This window comes from Oryzisolibacter propanilivorax (assembly GCF_900103645.1).
GTDB lineage: Bacteria > Pseudomonadota > Gammaproteobacteria > Burkholderiales > Burkholderiaceae_C > Melaminivora > Melaminivora propanilivorax.
Map to the genome: position 1 here is coordinate 1 of NZ_FNHP01000006.1, position 16446 is coordinate 16446.

General features: G+C 67.2%; 16 protein-coding genes. All 16 read right to left on the reverse strand.

Annotated elements, in window-relative coordinates:
• Positions 1-135: 135 nt before the first annotated feature.
• On the reverse strand, positions 136-660 hold the full coding sequence (locus tag BLQ61_RS10745) for a phosphoribosyltransferase (protein ID WP_091570519.1): 525 nt from the start codon (positions 658-660) through the stop codon (positions 136-138).
• Between the two features lie 72 nt (positions 661-732).
• Positions 733-2109, reverse strand: a complete 1377-nt coding sequence (locus tag BLQ61_RS10750; RefSeq protein ID WP_091569912.1) for an adenylosuccinate synthase — start codon at positions 2107-2109, stop codon at positions 733-735.
• Between the two features lie 32 nt (positions 2110-2141).
• Positions 2142-3290 carry an ATP phosphoribosyltransferase regulatory subunit gene (locus tag BLQ61_RS10755; protein WP_091569915.1) on the reverse strand — a complete coding sequence of 383 codons (1149 nt, stop codon included), beginning with the start codon at positions 3288-3290 and terminating at the stop codon, positions 2142-2144.
• Between the two features lie 72 nt (positions 3291-3362).
• Positions 3363-3551: a DUF2065 domain-containing protein gene (locus tag BLQ61_RS10760; RefSeq protein ID WP_091569917.1), complete on the reverse strand. Its 189-nt coding sequence runs from the start codon at positions 3549-3551 to the stop codon at positions 3363-3365.
• Positions 3552-3554: 3 nt separating this feature from the next.
• Positions 3555-4457, reverse strand: coding sequence for a protease modulator HflC (gene hflC, locus BLQ61_RS10765; protein ID WP_091569920.1), 903 nt, complete (start codon positions 4455-4457; stop codon positions 3555-3557).
• A gap of 12 nt (positions 4458-4469) precedes the next feature.
• Positions 4470-5828: an FtsH protease activity modulator HflK gene (gene hflK / locus BLQ61_RS10770; RefSeq protein ID WP_091569923.1), complete on the reverse strand. Its 1359-nt coding sequence runs from the start codon at positions 5826-5828 to the stop codon at positions 4470-4472.
• A 58-nt stretch (positions 5829-5886) separates the two neighbouring features.
• Entirely contained in the window at positions 5887-7065 is a 1179-nt protein-coding gene (hflX, locus tag BLQ61_RS10775; RefSeq protein ID WP_091569926.1) for a GTPase HflX, read from the reverse strand.
• Positions 7066-7134: 69 nt separating this feature from the next.
• Complete coding sequence (gene hfq, locus BLQ61_RS10780) at positions 7135-7395, reverse strand: RNA chaperone Hfq (protein WP_091569929.1); 261 nt, start codon at positions 7393-7395, stop codon at positions 7135-7137.
• Positions 7396-7470: 75 nt separating this feature from the next.
• The gene (gene der, locus BLQ61_RS10785; RefSeq protein ID WP_091569931.1) at positions 7471-8814 is read right to left on the reverse strand and encodes a ribosome biogenesis GTPase Der; all 1344 of its coding nucleotides are present in this window, start codon (positions 8812-8814) and stop codon (positions 7471-7473) included.
• A gap of 42 nt (positions 8815-8856) precedes the next feature.
• Positions 8857-10005, reverse strand: a complete 1149-nt coding sequence (bamB, locus tag BLQ61_RS10790; RefSeq protein ID WP_091570522.1) for an outer membrane protein assembly factor BamB — start codon at positions 10003-10005, stop codon at positions 8857-8859.
• Positions 10006-10019: 14 nt separating this feature from the next.
• Positions 10020-10703: a YfgM family protein gene (locus BLQ61_RS10795; RefSeq protein WP_091569933.1), complete on the reverse strand. Its 684-nt coding sequence runs from the start codon at positions 10701-10703 to the stop codon at positions 10020-10022.
• A gap of 27 nt (positions 10704-10730) precedes the next feature.
• Positions 10731-12014 (reverse strand): histidine--tRNA ligase, encoded by a 1284-nt coding sequence (hisS, locus tag BLQ61_RS10800; protein WP_091569936.1) that lies wholly within the window; start codon positions 12012-12014, stop codon positions 10731-10733.
• Between the two features lie 83 nt (positions 12015-12097).
• A complete protein-coding gene (gene ispG / locus BLQ61_RS10805) occupies positions 12098-13363 on the reverse strand; it encodes a flavodoxin-dependent (E)-4-hydroxy-3-methylbut-2-enyl-diphosphate synthase (RefSeq protein WP_091570524.1) in 1266 nt (421 codons plus the stop codon).
• Between the two features lie 19 nt (positions 13364-13382).
• Entirely contained in the window at positions 13383-14372 is a 990-nt protein-coding gene (locus tag BLQ61_RS10810) for a helix-turn-helix domain-containing protein (protein ID WP_245703986.1), read from the reverse strand.
• Positions 14365-15153, reverse strand: coding sequence for a type IV pilus biogenesis/stability protein PilW (pilW, locus tag BLQ61_RS10815; protein WP_091570530.1), 789 nt, complete (start codon positions 15151-15153; stop codon positions 14365-14367). The genes BLQ61_RS10810 and pilW overlap by 8 nt, the downstream gene beginning before the upstream one ends.
• A gap of 146 nt (positions 15154-15299) precedes the next feature.
• Complete coding sequence (gene rlmN, locus BLQ61_RS10820; protein WP_091569939.1) at positions 15300-16421, reverse strand: dual-specificity RNA methyltransferase RlmN; 1122 nt, start codon at positions 16419-16421, stop codon at positions 15300-15302.
• Between the last annotated feature and the right edge of the window lie 25 nt (positions 16422-16446).

Consider the following 16446-nt stretch of genomic DNA (forward strand, 5'->3'; position numbering starts at 1 on the left):
GTATTTAATTCAATCCACTTCACTTCCCGCTTGCTGCACCGTCCAGCCCCAAAGACTGTGTGATGCAGCAAGCCCGCTAGTATAGCTGGGAAATTGGGGGCTGCGCGCGATTTAATCGAAAATTTTAAAACCAGGTCACAGCTTCCATTTTTCCAGCAGCTTTTCCGGCGTGAGCTGATCGTAGCCCTCGAAGGGCTGATGGATCCACGGATTGGTCGGGAGGAATTCCACGGAGTAATCGGGCGTGAAAGTCGAGAAGCCCTTCGTCCAGATGACGGCGCTGCGCAGCTCGGTGATGGGAGCGTAGTTGGTCTTCAGCATCTGGATCACCGCGTTGAGGGTGTGTCCCGAGTCCGCCAGATCGTCGACCAGCAGCACACGCCCTGCAATTTCGCCTTTGGGCGTGGTGATGAAGCGGGCAATGTCCAGGTGCCCTTGCACGGTCCCTGCTTCCGCACGGTAGGAACTGGTGGACATGATCGCCAGGGGTTTGTCGAAGATCCGGCTCATGATGTCACCGGGGCGTAGTCCACCACGCGCCAGACACAGGATGGTGTCGAATTCCCATTCCGACTGGTGCACCTTCAGTGCCAGCTTCTCGATCAGGCTGTGGTATTCGTCATAGCTCACATACAGGTGCTTGCCGTCTTCAGTCAGCATCATTAGCTCCAAAAATAATAACTGGATGCCATTGCTGGTCGCCGACATCCGGAGGTTTTGTTGCAGGAAAGATCAGTCGGCAACATACGGGTTGCGCATCAGGATGGTGTGGTCGCGGTCCGGGCTGGTGGAAATCATCGCAATCGGCACACCCGTCACCTGCTCGATGCGCTCCAGGTAGCGGCGTGCGTTGGCGGGAAGGTTGGCGTAGTCCGTGACCCCGACGGTGGTTTCAGTCCAGCCGGGAACCTGCTCATAGATGGGAGTGCAGCGGGCGATCTCTTCGGCACCCATGGGCAGCAGGTCGATCCGCTCGCCATCGAGCTCGTAACCGACGCACAGCGACAGCTCGTCAAGGCCGTCCAGCACATCCAGCTTGGTAATACACAGTCCTGACAAGCCGTTCACCTGGGCGCTGCGCTTGAGCAGAGCGGCGTCAAACCAGCCGCAACGGCGGCTACGCCCGGTTGTCACGCCACGCTCCGCACCTACGGTGCTCATGTGGTAGCCCGGCGTACCCGGCGTCTCCCAATCCAGCTCGGTGGGAAACGGTCCGCCACCGACCCGTGTGCAATACGCCTTGGTGATCCCGAGTACATAGTGCAGCAGTGATGGACCCACGCCAGAGCCAGCTGCAGCATTGCCGGCCACGCAGTTGCTTGACGTGACATAGGGATAGGTGCCGTGGTCCACGTCCAGCAGCGTGCCCTGGGCGCCCTCGAATAACAGGTTGGCGCCGGCGGCATGCGCCTCATTCAATTCGCGCGAAACGTCAGCCATCATCGGGCGCAGCATCTCGGCGTGGCGCATGGCCTCCTCGTATACCGGTTCGAACTGCACCTGGCCGTCGTGGATGTAAGGCTTGAGCGCATCACCGAATTGAAAGCCCGCAGACCCCAGAAACGTCGAAAGCACATGGTTGTGCAGAGCCAGCAGTTCGCGCAGCTTGGCGGCGAAGCGCTCGGGATGCTTGAGGTCCTGGACGCGCAGCGCACGCCGCGCGATCTTGTCCTCGTAGGCAGGGCCAATGCCACGGCCGGTGGTGCCGATCTTCTCCGCGCCGCCCTCCTCGCGGGCGGCTTCACGGGCCACATCCAGCGCCACGTGGAAAGGCAGGATCAGCGGACAGGCTTCGCTCACCCGCAGGCGCGAGCGGACTTCCACGCCGGCCTTTTCCAGGCCCGCGATTTCCTCGAACAGCTTGGCGGCGGAAAGCACCACACCGTTGCCGATATAGCATTTCACCCCCGGCCGCATGATGCCGCTGGGAATCAGATGCAAGGCTGTCTTCACGCCATTGATGACCAGCGTGTGGCCGGCGTTGTGCCCCCCCTGGAAGCGCACCACCGCCTGGGCGCTTTCAGTGAGCCAGTCCACCAGCTTGCCCTTGCCCTCGTCGCCCCACTGGGTGCCGACGACCACGACGTTGCGACCTTTGCTTGCCTGCATGTCAAACCCGATCCATTACTGAAAAAACCAAATCAAAGCGGCTGAACCTGCCACCGATCATCCTGTTGGACAAGCTGCCGGTCGCAGCGGAACTCATCGACCTCGCTGCCATGACCCGGCAGCATGCACACGACCGTCTCGCCCTGAGCACGCAGCGCGGCAACCGCCTCGGCCATGCCGGCCTCGCCCGTCCAGGGCGCGCGAATCGCAGCGCGCAACGGCCGTGGTGCCACCACGCCGACCAGTTGCTTCACGTCCAGGCTGAAACCTGCCGCGGGCCGGTTGCGGCCAAAGGCAGAACCCACCTCGTCATAACGACCGCCCCGCACCAGCGCATCACTGACGCCAAGCACGTAGATGGCGAACCGCACTCCGCTGTAGTAAGCGTAGCCACGCAAATCTGCCAGATCAAAGGTGACTGGCACGCCCTGCACATGCGACGCAATGGCACGCAATTCTGATAGCGCCTGACGCAGGCTTGACGAGGGCTTGAGCACTTTTTCGGCCTCATCCAGCACCTCAATACCGCCATACAGCTGCAGCAGGGCCAGGAGCCCTTCGCGCGCTGCAGCTGGAAAGTCGCATGTCAAGCGGGCCAGCTCGCTGGCATCCTTGGCCGCCAGCGCCGCGTGCACCAGGTTCAGGCGGGCCAGCTCCACCGGCACCCCAGCCAGCAGACTCCGCACGATGCGCACATCTGCCAGATCGACGCTGCATTGCGGCAACTGCGCCACGCGCAGGCATTGCAGGGCGAGCAGCAGCGCCTCGATATCGGCTTCCATGCCGGCATGGCCATAGATCTCCGCGCCGAATTGCAGTGGCTCGCGCGTGGCGTGGGGACGGTCTGGCCGGGTATGCAGGACGGGCCCGCAATAGCACAGACGGGTCACACCGCGGCGGTTGAGCAGGTGGGCATCGATGCGCGCCACCTGCTGGGTGGTGTCGGCGCGCAAGCCCATGGAGCGCCCCGACAGCTGATCGACCAGCTTGAAGGTCTGCAGGTCGAGCGCCTCGCCAGCGCCGCTGAGCAGCGAATCCAGATGTTCCAGCAGCGGCGGCATGACCAGCTCGTAACCGTAGCTGCTGGCAGCGTCGAGCAGGCCGCGACGCAGTTCTTCGATGTGCCGCGCCTCTGAGGGCAAGACATCGGCGATGTGATCCGGCAGGAGCCAGGCAGACATGGAAATGGGCAGGCTGTTAAAAAGAGGATTCTATCGGCTGGACGCACCGGGGCCTGACGGCCTGCCCGCGCGTCAGAGCAGCGCCAGCAGGGCGCCGCCGCACATGATGCTCAGCAGCGCACAGAACCGGATCTGGCCATCACGCAGCTGCAACAGCTGGGTGAACATGCGCCGCCAGCCACTTGGCGACAGAAAGGGCAGCAGCCCCTCCAGAATCAACAGCAGTCCGAGCGCAGCCCAGACGCTGCCGATATCGCCCATGGCTCAACGGCCAGTGCCCGGCGCAGCCGGTCCCGAGCTGCGCAACGCCTTGAAGAACTCGGTCGACGAAGGATCCACGACCATCACGTCGGTCTTCTTGTTGAAGCTCGACTTGTAGGCCTCCAGGCTGCGATAGAACTGGGCGAACTGCGGGTCCCGGCCAAAGGCCTCGCCGTAGGTGCGCGCAGCTTCGGCATCGCCCTCGCCCTTGACCTTCTGGGCGTCGCGGTAGGCGTTGGCGATGGTGATCTCGCGCTGGCGGTCGGCATCGGCACGGATCTTCTCGCCCTCGGCTGCGCCGGTGGAGCGCAGCTCGTTGGCCACGCGCTTGCGCTCGGCCTCCATGCGGCGGTAGACCGACTCGGTGATGGCCTCGACATAGTCCACACGCGTGATGCGCACGTCCACCACATCCACGCCCCAGGGCTTGGCACCGCGGACGGCCTCCAGCACCTCGCGCTTGACGTCCGACATCAGCGCGTCGCGCTTGGTGGAGATCAGCTCGCGCACCGTTCGGCGGTTGACCTCCTCCTGGAAGGCATTGCGCACCACGCGGTTGAGCTGCAATGCACCGGCATTCTCGTCCAGACCAACGTTGCGGATGTACTCCTGCGGGTCGCTGATGCGCCAGCGCACGTACCAGTCGATGACCACACGCTGCTTCTCGGCTGTCAGCATGGACTCGGTGTCCGAGCTGTCCAGCGTCAGCAGGCGCTTGTCGATGTAGCGCACGTTCTGGAACGGCGGCGGCAGCTTGAAATTCAGCCCCGGTTCGGTGATGACTTCCTTGATCTGGCCCAGGGCATAGACCACGCCGAACTGGCGCTGATCCACCACGAACAGCATGGAACTGAGCAGCGCCAGCAACACCAGCACGCTGGTGGCAATGAATCCGATTCTGTTCACGCGACAACTCTCCTATCGGGACTCGCGCTCGCGCGAGCGGGCATCGCGGGTGCGCGCATCGCCGGGCAGCGTGCCGGTTGATGGCGACACGGACGAAGGCGGCACAGCGCTCGCAGGCGGTGCCTCCAGCGCTGCTGGTGGCGTCTGCGCCACGCTCTGCATAATCTTGTCCAGGGGCAGATACAGCAGGTTGGATCCCTGGCGCGAATCCACCAATACCTTGGTGACGTTGCCATAAATCTGCTGCATGGTTTCCAGGTACATGCGGTCGCGCGTCACCTGCGGCGCCTTCTGGTATTCCGCCAGAATCGAAGCGAAGCGCTGTGCATCACCCTGGGCTTGGGCGACGATGCGCGCCTTGTACGCCGCAGCCTCCTCGCCCAGGCGCGACGCGGTACCCACGGCACGGGGGATCACGTCGTTGGCATAGGCCTGCGCCTCGTTCTTGGCGCGCTCGCGCTCCTGGCCGGCCTTGAGAACGTCGTCGAAGGCGGCCTGCACCTGCTCCGGCGGGCGCACGCCGCCCTGCTGCAGATTGATGCCCACGACCTCGACGCCAACGTTGTAGCGATCCAGGATGGACTGCATCAGGTTGCGCACGCGCGGGGCGATCTGGTCGCGCTCCTCGGCCAGGGCGCTGTCCATGCGCATCTTGCCGACCACCTCGCGCACCGCCGTCTCGGCTGCCTGCACCACTGCGTCGCCCGGGTTGCGGCTCTCGAACAGCCAAGCGCGCGCATCGTTCAGGCGGTACTGCACGGCAAACTTGATCTCGACGATGTTCTCGTCCTCGGTCAGCATCGCCGATTCGCGCAGGCCGGTGCTCTTGATCACGCTGTCGCGACCCACATCCACCGAGCGGATCTGCGTGACGAACACCAGTTCGTGGCGCTGGATCGGGTACGGCAGGCGCCAGTTGAAGCCGGCGTTGACCGTGCTCTTGTACTTGCCGAACTGCGTGATGACGGCCTGCTGGCCCTCCTGCACGATGAAGAAACCGGTACCCAGCCAGATCAGCACGGCGATGCCGGCGATCAGGCCCAGGCCCACCCCGGCATTCTTCATGTCAGGCTGAAAGCCGCCCCCGCCACCGGAGGCAGGACCGCGCCCGCCATTGCCGCCGCGGCCACCGAACAGGCCACCGAGCTTGCGATTCAGGTCACGCCAGAGCTCATCGAGATCCGGCGGCTGGCCGGCCTGGCTGCCGCGCCCACCGCGTGGCGGCTCATTGCCGGGACGCTGCTCCGGCTCCGGACGCGAAGCGCCGTCGCCATCCTCGCCCCGGCCCCAGCGCGGATCATTGAGATTGAACATCCCCCGGATGCGCGCCGGCAGCAGGGCCTGGCGCCAGGAGCGGTTAGGAAGGTGCATGCGCTTGGATTCTCTTGCTTCTTGGAGTGTCGAAACGGGTTGCCGGCATTGTGCCCAATCAGCCTGCGCCATCCGGCAATTCGGGCGCCGGGCCAGGGGACATCGGCTCGCGTGCGGCGCGCACCATGGCCGCCAACTGCTCGCGCAAAGCCGCCATGCCAGTGCCTCCCCGGGCGCTCACGAACAGACGCGGCACGGCGCGGCCGTCGATCTCATACTCGTCGCTCAGCGCCAACGGGCGGGCCTCGTCGGCCAGCGCATCCAGCTTGTTGAATACCAGCAGCTGGGCGATGTCGGCGGCGCCGATCTCGTGCAGCACTTTCTGCACCTGCGCGATCTGCTCGGGAAAGCCGGGATTGGAGCCGTCCACCACATGCAGCAGCAGGTCGGCATCCACCGCCTCCTGCAGGGTGGCCTCGAAGGCATCCACCAGACCGTGCGGCAGGTCACGGATGAAGCCCACCGTGTCGGACAGTGATACCGACCCGACGCCCTCGCCCAGGTAGAGCTGGCGCGTGGTGGTGTCCAGCGTGGCGAACAGTTGGTTGGCGGCGTACGCGCGCGCCTTGACCAGGGCGTTGAACAGCGTGGACTTGCCGGCATTGGTGTAGCCCACGATGGAGATGTTGAACGTCTCGTGCCGCTCGCGCTGGCGCCGCTGCGTGCCACGCTGGCGCTTGACCTTGACCAGGCGCTCACGTGTGCGCTTGATGGCGTCGTCAATCATGCGCCGGTCCAGCTCGATCTGGCGCTCGCCCGGACCACCGCGCGCACCGATGCCACCACGCTGGCGTTCCAGGTGCGACCAGCGGCGCACCAGCCGGGTGGACAGGTACTGCAGGCGGGCCAGCTCCACCTGCAACTTACCCTCGTGACTACGAGCGCGCTGCGCGAAGATCTCCAGAATCAGCAGAGTGCGGTCGTTCACCGGCAGGCCGAGGTGGCGCTCAAGGTTGCGCTGCTGCGCCGGGCTCAAGGCCTGGTCGAACAGCACCTCCTGCGCACCATGCATCTGCGCCAGCATGCGGATCTCGTCCGCCTTGCCGCTGCCCACGAACAACGCCGCATCCGGTACCTTGCGCTTGCAGGCGAGGCGGGCCACGGGTTCGAGGCCGGCGGTCTGTGCCAGCAGGCCCAGCTCTTCGAGTTCGCCGTCGAAATGCGGTAGACCAAAGTCCACGCCGACCAGCAGGACCGGCGTGGGCGGGCCGTCAAAGGGGAATTCAGGAGTGGTCAAGACCGCAGGCGCCGGGATGGCCCGGCGCTGGGAAAGAAGTGGCGCAGGAGTGCGCCGAAGGGCATGAAATCAGCGCGAATCGGCGCTGCTTGGCTGTTCCGAAGACTCGGCCGTGGAGAAATTGACCGCACGTCCCGGCACGATGGTGGAGATGGCGTGCTTGTAGACCATCTGCGTCACCGTGTTGCGCAGCAGCACGACGTACTGATCGAACGACTCGATCTGTCCCTGCAGCTTGATGCCATTGACCAGGTAGATCGAGACCGGCACATGCTCGCGGCGCAGCGCGTTCAGGAAGGGATCTTGCAAAAGCTGACCTTTGTTGCTCACGATATTCTCCGTGTTCGGATGTTGTTGTGATTCGGCACCTTACCACAGGCGGCCGGAGCCCCGTTCAATCCCGGCTCAGCCGCCGGACTTGTCGTTGAACGGATTGGCCTGGGTCTTCATCTCAATGCGCAGCGGCGTGCCCACCAGGTCGAATTCCTTGCGGAAACGCCCTTCCAGAAAGCGCTTGTAGGCATCGGTCACATGCTCCAGCGAATTGCCATGCACGACGATGATGGGCGGGTTCATGCCGCCTTGGTGCGCGTAGCGCAGCTTGGGCCGGAAACTGCCAGAGCGCTTGGGCGCCTGGAACTGCACCGCCTCCAGCAGCACACGGGTCAGCACCGGCGTCGGCATCTTGCGCGTGGCGGCGCGATAGGCCTGGGTCAGGGAAGACCAGACCGGCGCCAGCCCCTGGCGCTTGCGCGCCGAGATGAAATGCAGCGAGGCGAACTTGAGGAATGACAGGCGCGTCTCTATCGAGCGCTCCAGCTGCTCGCGCGCATAGCTGTCCACCGCATCCCACTTGTTCACCGCGACCACTACTGCACGGCCGCTCTCCAGGATGTATCCGGCGATGTGCGCGTCTTGGTCGGTCACACCCTGCGTCGCGTCCAGCAGCAGCAGCACCACGTGCGCCGACTCGATGGCCTGCAGCGTCTTGACCACCGAAAATTTCTCGATGGCCTCGAAAACCCGGCCCTTGCGGCGCAGGCCGGCGGTGTCGATCAGCTCGAACTTCTGCCCGCCGCGCTCCAGCGGCACCGATATCGCGTCGCGCGTCGTGCCCGGCAGGTCGAACGCGACCAGGCGCTCCTCGCCCAGCCAGGCGTTGATCAGCGTGGACTTGCCGACGTTGGGCCGACCAGCCACAGCCAGACGGATGACTTCGTCGCCTTCTTCCCCTGCTGCGTCCTCGTCCAATGGCTCAGACAGCGGCTCCAGCGCCTGCTCGATCAACCCGCGCACGCCCTGCCCATGCGCAGCGGAAACCGGCAGCACCTCGCCCAGGCCCAGCTCGTAGAACTCGGCCAGCTGCACACCGCCCTGCATGCCCTCGGCCTTGTTGCCGGCCAGCACGCACGGCTTGCCCAGGCGGCGCAGGTAGTTGGCGATGTCGTGGTCCTGCGCGGACACACCGGCGCGCACGTCCACCACGAACACCACCACGTCGGCCTCGGCCACTGCCTGCTGCGTTTGGCGCGCCATCTCGCGAAAGATGCCGCTGCCTGCGTCGGGCTCGAAGCCGCCGGTGTCGATGACGATGAACTCGCGCTTGCCCTGACGCCCGTTGCCATAGTGGCGGTCGCGCGTCAGGCCCGCAAAGTCGGCGACGATAGCGTCGCGCGAGCGGGTCATGCGGTTGAACAGGGTGGATTTGCCCACGTTGGGCCGCCCCACCAGGGCGATGACGGGTTTCATCCCTGTCCTTTGTCGATCAATTCAGTAAAGGTGGCCGCGCCATCAGTCTGGGCGGAAACCATGGATGGCGCCCTTGCGCGTGACCACCACCAGGGTGTCGGCAGCCACCACCGGCGCGGCGGCGATGCCCGAGCCGTCGGTGGACATGCGGTTCAGCGGCGCGCCGTCCTCACGCGACAGCAGGTGCACCAGGCCGGCGTCGTCGCCGACAACCACCGAGCGCCCGAGCAGCAGCGGAGCCGTGAGGCGGCGCCACTGCAGGCGGTCGGTGGACCAGGCGCGCGCGCCGTCGGCGCGTTTCCAGGCCAGCACACGGCCGTTGCCTTCGGTGCCGAAGAGCATGTCCTCGTCGCCGTCGATGCCCTCGCCGCCGCTGGCTGGCTGGGTCCAGGCGACGGTGCCGCGCGCCGCGTCGATGCAGCCCACGCTGGCCTGGAAGGCGCGCGCGCAGACGCTGTCGCCCACCCGGCTGGTGCGCCCGACGATTTCCACCAGGCGTTCGACGTCGTTGGTGCCGCGCGGGCTGGCCAGCGGCGCCTCCCAGCGCACGCTGCCGGTGTCCGGGTTGAAGCCGACCAGCCGTCCCGACAGGCCGGCGACCAGGGTGTCACCCACAGCCATCAGCACGCCACCCTGGCGCAGCACCAGCGGCTCGCCCGGACGCTGCTGGCGCCACAGCTGGTAGCCGGTGGCCGCGTCGAAGGCCGACAGCGAGCGGTCGCCCGCCAGCACGAAGATGCGCCCGCCCGCCACCAGCGGCGCCGTGTAGGCTTGTGCGGGCAGCGGCTTGCGCCAGACCTCGCGGCCGGCTTCCAGTGCGATCAGCTGGTTGTTCTTGCTGGTCACCGCCGTCCAGCGGCCATCGCTGCCCACGCCGGAGGCCAGCGGCACGCCCAGGCGCGTGCGCCAGACGTCGCCGCCGGTGCGCGCGTCGATCGCTGCGACATCGCCCGCGCCCGAGGCCAGCAGCACCGTGGAACCCAGCACGCGCACGTCCAGCGACAGGCCCTGGATATCGCCGATCTGGCTGTTCCAGGCCTGGCGCACGCCCAGCACGGGCACATTTGGGCCCAGTTCGGCCGGCTTGGGTCGCGACGGGCCGCTCCAGGGCAGCATGTTGTTCAGCGAGCTGAGCTGGGCGCAGCCCGCCAGGGCCAGGACGGTGGCCAGAAGCGCGGTCGGGCGCAGCATGCGGGTGGTCATCCTCATTGCGCACCCCCGCTGGCATTGCCGGCCGACGCCACCTTCTCGGGTTGCACCCCAAGCGCATTCAGCTTGGCCTCGACCAAGCGGCGGTAGTCGGCGCGCTCGTCCAGCGTGCCCCAGGCACGGCGGTACTCGTCGATGGCCTGGGGCTTCTTGTCCTGCAGTTGCAGCACGTCGCCCTTGCGGTCGGCGGCCAGCGCGGCAAACTCGCCCGGCATGGCGGCCGAGACCTGCGCCAGCGCCTCGTCATAGGCTTTTTGCTCGATCAGCAGGCCGGCCAGACGCAGGCGCGCCAGTGCGCGCAGGCCGTCGTCCTCTCCCTTGTCGGCGATCCAGGCCAGGATGGGTTTGGCTTCTTCGGCCTTGCCGGCGTCGACCAGCGACTTGGCGGCCAGCAGGCCGGCCTGCGCCGCCTGCACGGTGCCGCCGTAGCTGTCCTTCAGGTCGCCGAAGGCCTGCTGCACGCGCGCGGTGTCGCCGGCCTGCACGGCGGCGTCCACCGCCTCGGCCAGCGCCGTGGCCTGTTGCGCCTGGCGGCTTTGCCACAGGCGCCAGCCGTTCCAGGCGGCAAAGGCGCCCAGGATCACGATCAGCGTCCAGGTGATGAGGTTGCCCCAGGTTTTCCAGAAGTGCTTCAGCTCTTCCAGCTGTTCCTGCTCCTGCAGGTCGAAATTTTTGGCCATGTGCAGTGATCGTTGTAGAGGGGAGTATCAGCGCGAAGATTGTAGGGTGGCGGCCCAGTCGGCCAGGGCGGCCAGCGGACGCTCGACCTGCTCGCCCGCCTCGCGCAGCGGCTTGACGGTGACGACGCCACGCGCCAGCTCGTCGGCACCGAACACCAGGGCGAAACGTGCGCCGCTGGCGTCGGCCTTCTTGAACTGCGACTTCATGCTGCCCATGCCCTCGCCGGTGGCGGCGTGCACCTGCACCGACACGCCCAGCGCGCGCAGGCGCTGCACCTGCGCCATGACCTGGGGCAGTGCGGCGGCGTCGGGCACGATGGCGTAGGCGTCGGCCACCAGCTCGGGCACCGGCACGCCCTGGTCCTTGAGCAGTTCCAGCACCCGCTCGACGCCCAGCGCCCAGCCCACGGCCGGCGCGCTCTTGCCGCCGATCTGCTCGATGAGGTAGTCGTAGCGGCCCCCGCCGCAGATGGTGCCCTGCGACCCCAGCCGGTCGGTGACGAACTCGAACACCGTCAGGTTGTAATAGTCCATGCCGCGCACCAGGCGCGGGTTCAGGCGCCAGGCGACGCCGCTCTCGTCCAGGATGGCCTTGACCGTCTCGAAGTGCGCCAGCGACTCCTTGCCCAGGAAGTCCATCAGGCGCGGCGCGCCCTCGACCAGTACCTGCATGGCCGGGTTTTTCGTGTCCAGAATGCGCAGCGGGTTGCTGTACAGGCGCCGGCGTGCGTCCTCGTCCAGTTGCTCCTGGTGCTGCTCCAGGTACTGGATCAGCGCGGCGCGGTGCGCGCGGCGCTCCTCAGGCTGGCCCAGGCTGTTGAGCTCCAGGCGCACGTCCTGCAGACCTAACTCCTGCCACAGCGCGTGCGCCAGCAGGATCAGCTCGGCATCCAGCTGCGCGCCAGGAAAGCCCAGCGCCTCAGCGCCGATCTGGTGGAACTGGCGGTAACGCCCGCGCTGCGGCCGCTCGTGGCGGAACATCGGACCCAGGTAGTACAGCCGCTTGCCGCCGTCGTACAGCATGGAATGCTCGACCACCGCGCGCACCACGCCGGCGGTCGATTCGGGACGCAAGGTAAGCTGCTCGCCATTGAGCCGGTCCTCGAAGGAGTACATCTCCTTTTCGACGATGTCGGTGACCTCGCCCAGGCCACGCACGAACAGTGGCGTGGGCTCGACGATGGGCGTGCGGATGTTGCGGTAGGCGTGGCGCGCCATCAGCGCGCGCACCTTCTCTTCCAGCCACTCCCAGCGCGCCGACTCCGGCGGCAGGATGTCGTTCATGCCCTTGATGGCGACCAGCTTCTGCATCTTGCTTGTAATTCTTGAGATTTGAATGAAATCGGCCTTCAGCCCTTTAAACACCAGGGTTTGCAGCTATATTTTTTATAGCATCAGGCGGTGGCACTGCCATAGCGGCGCGCGACGTAGTTGTCGACGATGACCTGAAATTCCTCGGCGATGCGCTCGCCGCGCAGCGTCATGGCCTTTTCCCCGTCGATGAATACCGGCGCGGCCGGCGCCTCGCCGGTGCCGGGCAGGCTGATGCCGATGTCGGCGTGCTTGCTCTCGCCCGGGCCGTTGACGATGCAGCCCATCACAGCCACCTTCATGCCTTCCACGCCGGGGTAGCGCGCACGCCACAGCGGCATCTGCGCGCGCAGGTAGTCGTCGATCTGCTTGGCCAGCTCCTGAAACGTGGTGCTGGTGGTGCGACCGCATCCCGGGCAGGCGGTGACGCTGGGGACGAACACGCGCAGGCCCAGCGCCTGCAGGATCTCGGAGGCGACCACCACTTCCTGGGTGCGCGCCTCGCCCGGCTGCGGCGTGAGCGAGACGCGGATGGTGTCGCCGATGCCCTCCTGCAGCAGGATGGCCAGCGCCGCGCTGGAGGCCACCGTACCCTTGGTGCCCATGCCGGCCTCGGTCAGGCCCAGGTGCAGCGCGTAGTCGCAGCGGCGCGCCAGTTCGCGGTACACGGCAATCAGGTCCTGCACGCCGCTGACCTTGCACGACAGGATGATCTGTTCGCCCGCCAGGCCCATGCTTTCGGCCAGCTTCGCCGAGTCGATGGCCGAGGTGATCAGCGCCTCGTACATGACCTGGCGCGCGTCCCACGGCTGGGCGCGGCGGCTGTTGGCGTCCATCAGCGTGGCCAGCAGCTCCTGGTCCAGGCTGCCCCAGTTCACACCGATGCGCACGGCCTTGTCCCAGCGCGCGGCGGCCTCGATCATCATCCCGAACTGGCGGTCGCGCTTGTCGCCCTTGCCGACGTTGCCGGGGTTGATGCGGTACTTGGACAGCGCCTGCGCGCAGTCGGGGTATTCGGTCAGCAGGCGGTGGCCGTTGTAGTGGAAGTCGCCCACCAGCGGCACGTCGATGCCCATGCGGTCGAGCTGCTCGCGCACATGCGGCACGGCCTGCGCCGCCTCGGGCGTGTTGACCGTGATGCGCACCATCTCCGAGCCGGCCTGCGCCAGCTCCTTGACCTGGATGGCGGTGCCGATGGCGTCCACCGTGTCGGTGTTGGTCATGGACTGGATGCGCACCGGCGCATCGTCGCCGACGGTGACCACGCGGCTGCCCCAGCGCACACGCGCCTGGCGCGTGCGCCGCGGCGGCGGACCGGCCAGGGCGATGGGCATTTCGGCGCACGGCATCTGTTGGTTCGAATTCACGTCATTTCACCTCGAAGCGCGCCACATTCTCGCGCGTGACCGGCGCCAGGTCGAAACGCTGGCCGCGCACCACGACCTGGGTCACATCGGCCTTGCCAATCACCACCGACCACGGCGGCGAACCCGGCACCGGGGTGGTTTCGCCGGCCGCCAAGATCTTTTGCAATACCACCGCGCCGCCGCTGCGCACCTGCACCCACGAAGGCGCGGTGGCGCGCAGTTCCAGCACCGCGGCGGGCGCCGCAGTGGTAACCGCCGTCTCCGCCGGGGCCGGGGCCGGCGTCGGCGCGGGCGCTTCGCCAGCCGCGGGCACGGGTGCAGGCGTGGCCGGGGCGGGGGCTGCCGCGGGCGCTGACACCACCGGCTCGATAACCGTTGCAGTGGCAGCAGCGGAAGCAGCGGCCGGCCCCTCGCTGCCGGCGGGCGGCGCAGCCTCCACGGCACTGGCAACCGGCTCGGCTACCGTGGCCGCATCCGCCGGCTGCGCGGTTTGCGGCGCATCCCGCCCGGGCCACAGGCTGGCGAGGCTGAAATCCGCCGGCCACAGCGCAATGCCCAGTGCACCGATCAGCAGCACCGCCACCGCCGCCACCAGCAACCGCGAACGCGGCGACTCGTTGCCGCCGCTGAAGCTGCCGCGCGGCGATCGGTCGCGGAACGTGGCGTTGATGCCCGAGTCCATGCGCAATGCTGCCGGGCCGGCGCCCGGCAGCAGCGCCAGCACCGGCGCCGGGTCGCGCTTGAGCGCCCGGCAGGCACCAGCCGCCAGGGCACGCATGAAGACCTTGTCGCTGAAGGCGCCGTAGTCGTCGGCCTCCAGCGCCTCCAGGCGCTCCACCGCCACTTTCAAGGTCATCGCCAGGGCGGCGATATGCACGCCGGCGTCCTCGCGCATCCCGCGCAGCAGCTGGCCGGCGGTGGGGCCGGCCGCGTGCGGCTGCTGGTCGGCGGCATCGCCCTGCGGCTGCATCGCCAGGCTGGAATCATTCATCGAAGGCCCTCCTGTCCAAAGCCTGGGTCTGGCGCGCATCGGGGAAGCGCTTGCGCAGCTGTTCGGCCAGCTGGCGCATCGCCACGGCGTCGCCGAGCGCGCGCTCGATGCGGATGCCCAGCCACAGCGACTCGGCGTTGCCGAACTCGCCGTTGTTCACGCGGCGGATGTAGAACTGCGCGCGCTGCGCGTCGCCGCGGGCAAACATCAGCTCGGCCAGGTGATAGCCAGTCACCGGGTTGGCGGCATCCATCTCATGGGAGCGCAGCAGGGTCTGCTCGGCCTCCTGCAGGCGGCCTGCCTTTTGCTGGCACAGCCCCTGCGACATCAGCGTCTTGGCGCGCGCTGCGTAGCCGGGCCTTGCCAGCGCGCTGTCGAACAGCTGGTCGGCCTCCGGGTACTGGCCGCGCTGGCACTGCAGCCAGCCCAGGTTGTGCAGGATGTCGGCGTCGGCAGGCTTCATGCCTTGCGCCCGGCGCAGGCTCTGCTCGGCCAGCGCCTGCTCGCCCAGGGCCATGTAGGCCAGGCCACGCAGGTGGTAGGCATCGGCGTAGTTCGGATCGGCGGCCAGTGCCTGGCGCACTTCTTCCAGCGCCACCCGGGGCTGGCCACGTTGCAAATAACTGGCTGCCAGCTCCAGGCGGATGCGCGCACGCCGGCGCGCTTCGCTGTTTTCCTCCTGCGCGGAAGCAGAGGCACTGGCCTCGGGATCGGTATGGACACCCAGCTGCGAACATCCGCCCAGCAGGACCGCCCCCGCCACCAGGCCGGCCCAGGCCATGCCGCGCCAGCGCGCAGCCTGTTTGCTCACCGTGATCAACAGCTTGTCCTCCTCGTAGAGCGCGGAAAAAAGGGGCTGCGCCTTCCCGACATGCGAGGAAGGCACGCGAGCATGGAACACCCCGCAGCTGATCCCGCGCCCTGCCATCACGGCTGCGGGACGATGGGGATGGTGCGCAGCCGCGCCATGCGCTCGCCCACGCGGGTGCGGTCACGCACGTCGCCGGCGAGTTGGCCGCAGGCGGCGTCGATGTCGTCGCCGCGCGTCTTGCGCACGGTGGTGACGATGCCGGCGTCGCTCAAGGCCCTGGCGAAGGCTGTCACGGCCGCATTCGGCGAACGCAGCAGGCCGGATGCGGGGAACGGGTTGAACGGAATCAGGTTGAACTTGCACGGCACGCGCTCGGCCGCGCTACCGCCCACCAGGGCGACGAGCTCGCGCGCCTGCTCGGGCTGGTCGTTCACGCCGTCGAGCATGCAGTATTCGAAGGTGATGAAGTCGCGCGGAGCGTAGTCCAGGTAGCGCCGGCAGGCTGCCAGCAGTTCCTGCAGCGGGTACTTGCGGTTCAGCGGCACCAGGTTGTCGCGCAGCGCATCGCTGGGCGCATGCAGCGACACGGCCAGCGCCACCGGGCAGTCCTGCGCCAGCCGGTCCATCATCGGCACGACTCCCGAGGTGGAAACCGTCACGCGCCGGCGCGACAGGCCGTAGGCGTGGTCATCGAGCATGGTGCGCAGCGCCGGCACCAGGGCCGCATAGTTCTGCAGCGGCTCGCCCATACCCATCATCACCACATTGGAGATGACACGCTCGTCGCTGCCGCGCCGCTGGCGCAGTTGGTGTTCGGCGAACCACAGCTGGGCGACGATCTCGCCCGTGGTCAGATTGCGGCTGAAGCCTTGGTGACCAGTGGAGCAGAAGCGGCAGCCCACCGCGCAGCCGGCCTGAGAGGAGATGCACAGCGTGCCGCGATCGTCCTCGGGGATGAACACGGTCTCAACCGCGTTGCCGCCACCCACGTCGAACAGCCACTTGATGGTGCCGTCGGCCGAGGCCTGCTCGGTGGCAACCGGCAGGGCCGACACATGCGCGCAGCCCTTGAGTTTCTCGCGCAGCGACTTGGCCAGATCGGTCATCTGGTCGAAGTCGGCCACGCCGCGCTGGTGGATCCAGCGGAACAGCTGCGTGGCACGGAAGCGCTTCTCGCCCAGCTGGCCGCAGAAGGCGGCGATGCCGCCGAGGTCCAGGTCCAGAAGATTGGTGGTCATGGCGCTGTCCGTGGGTTCGCACTCT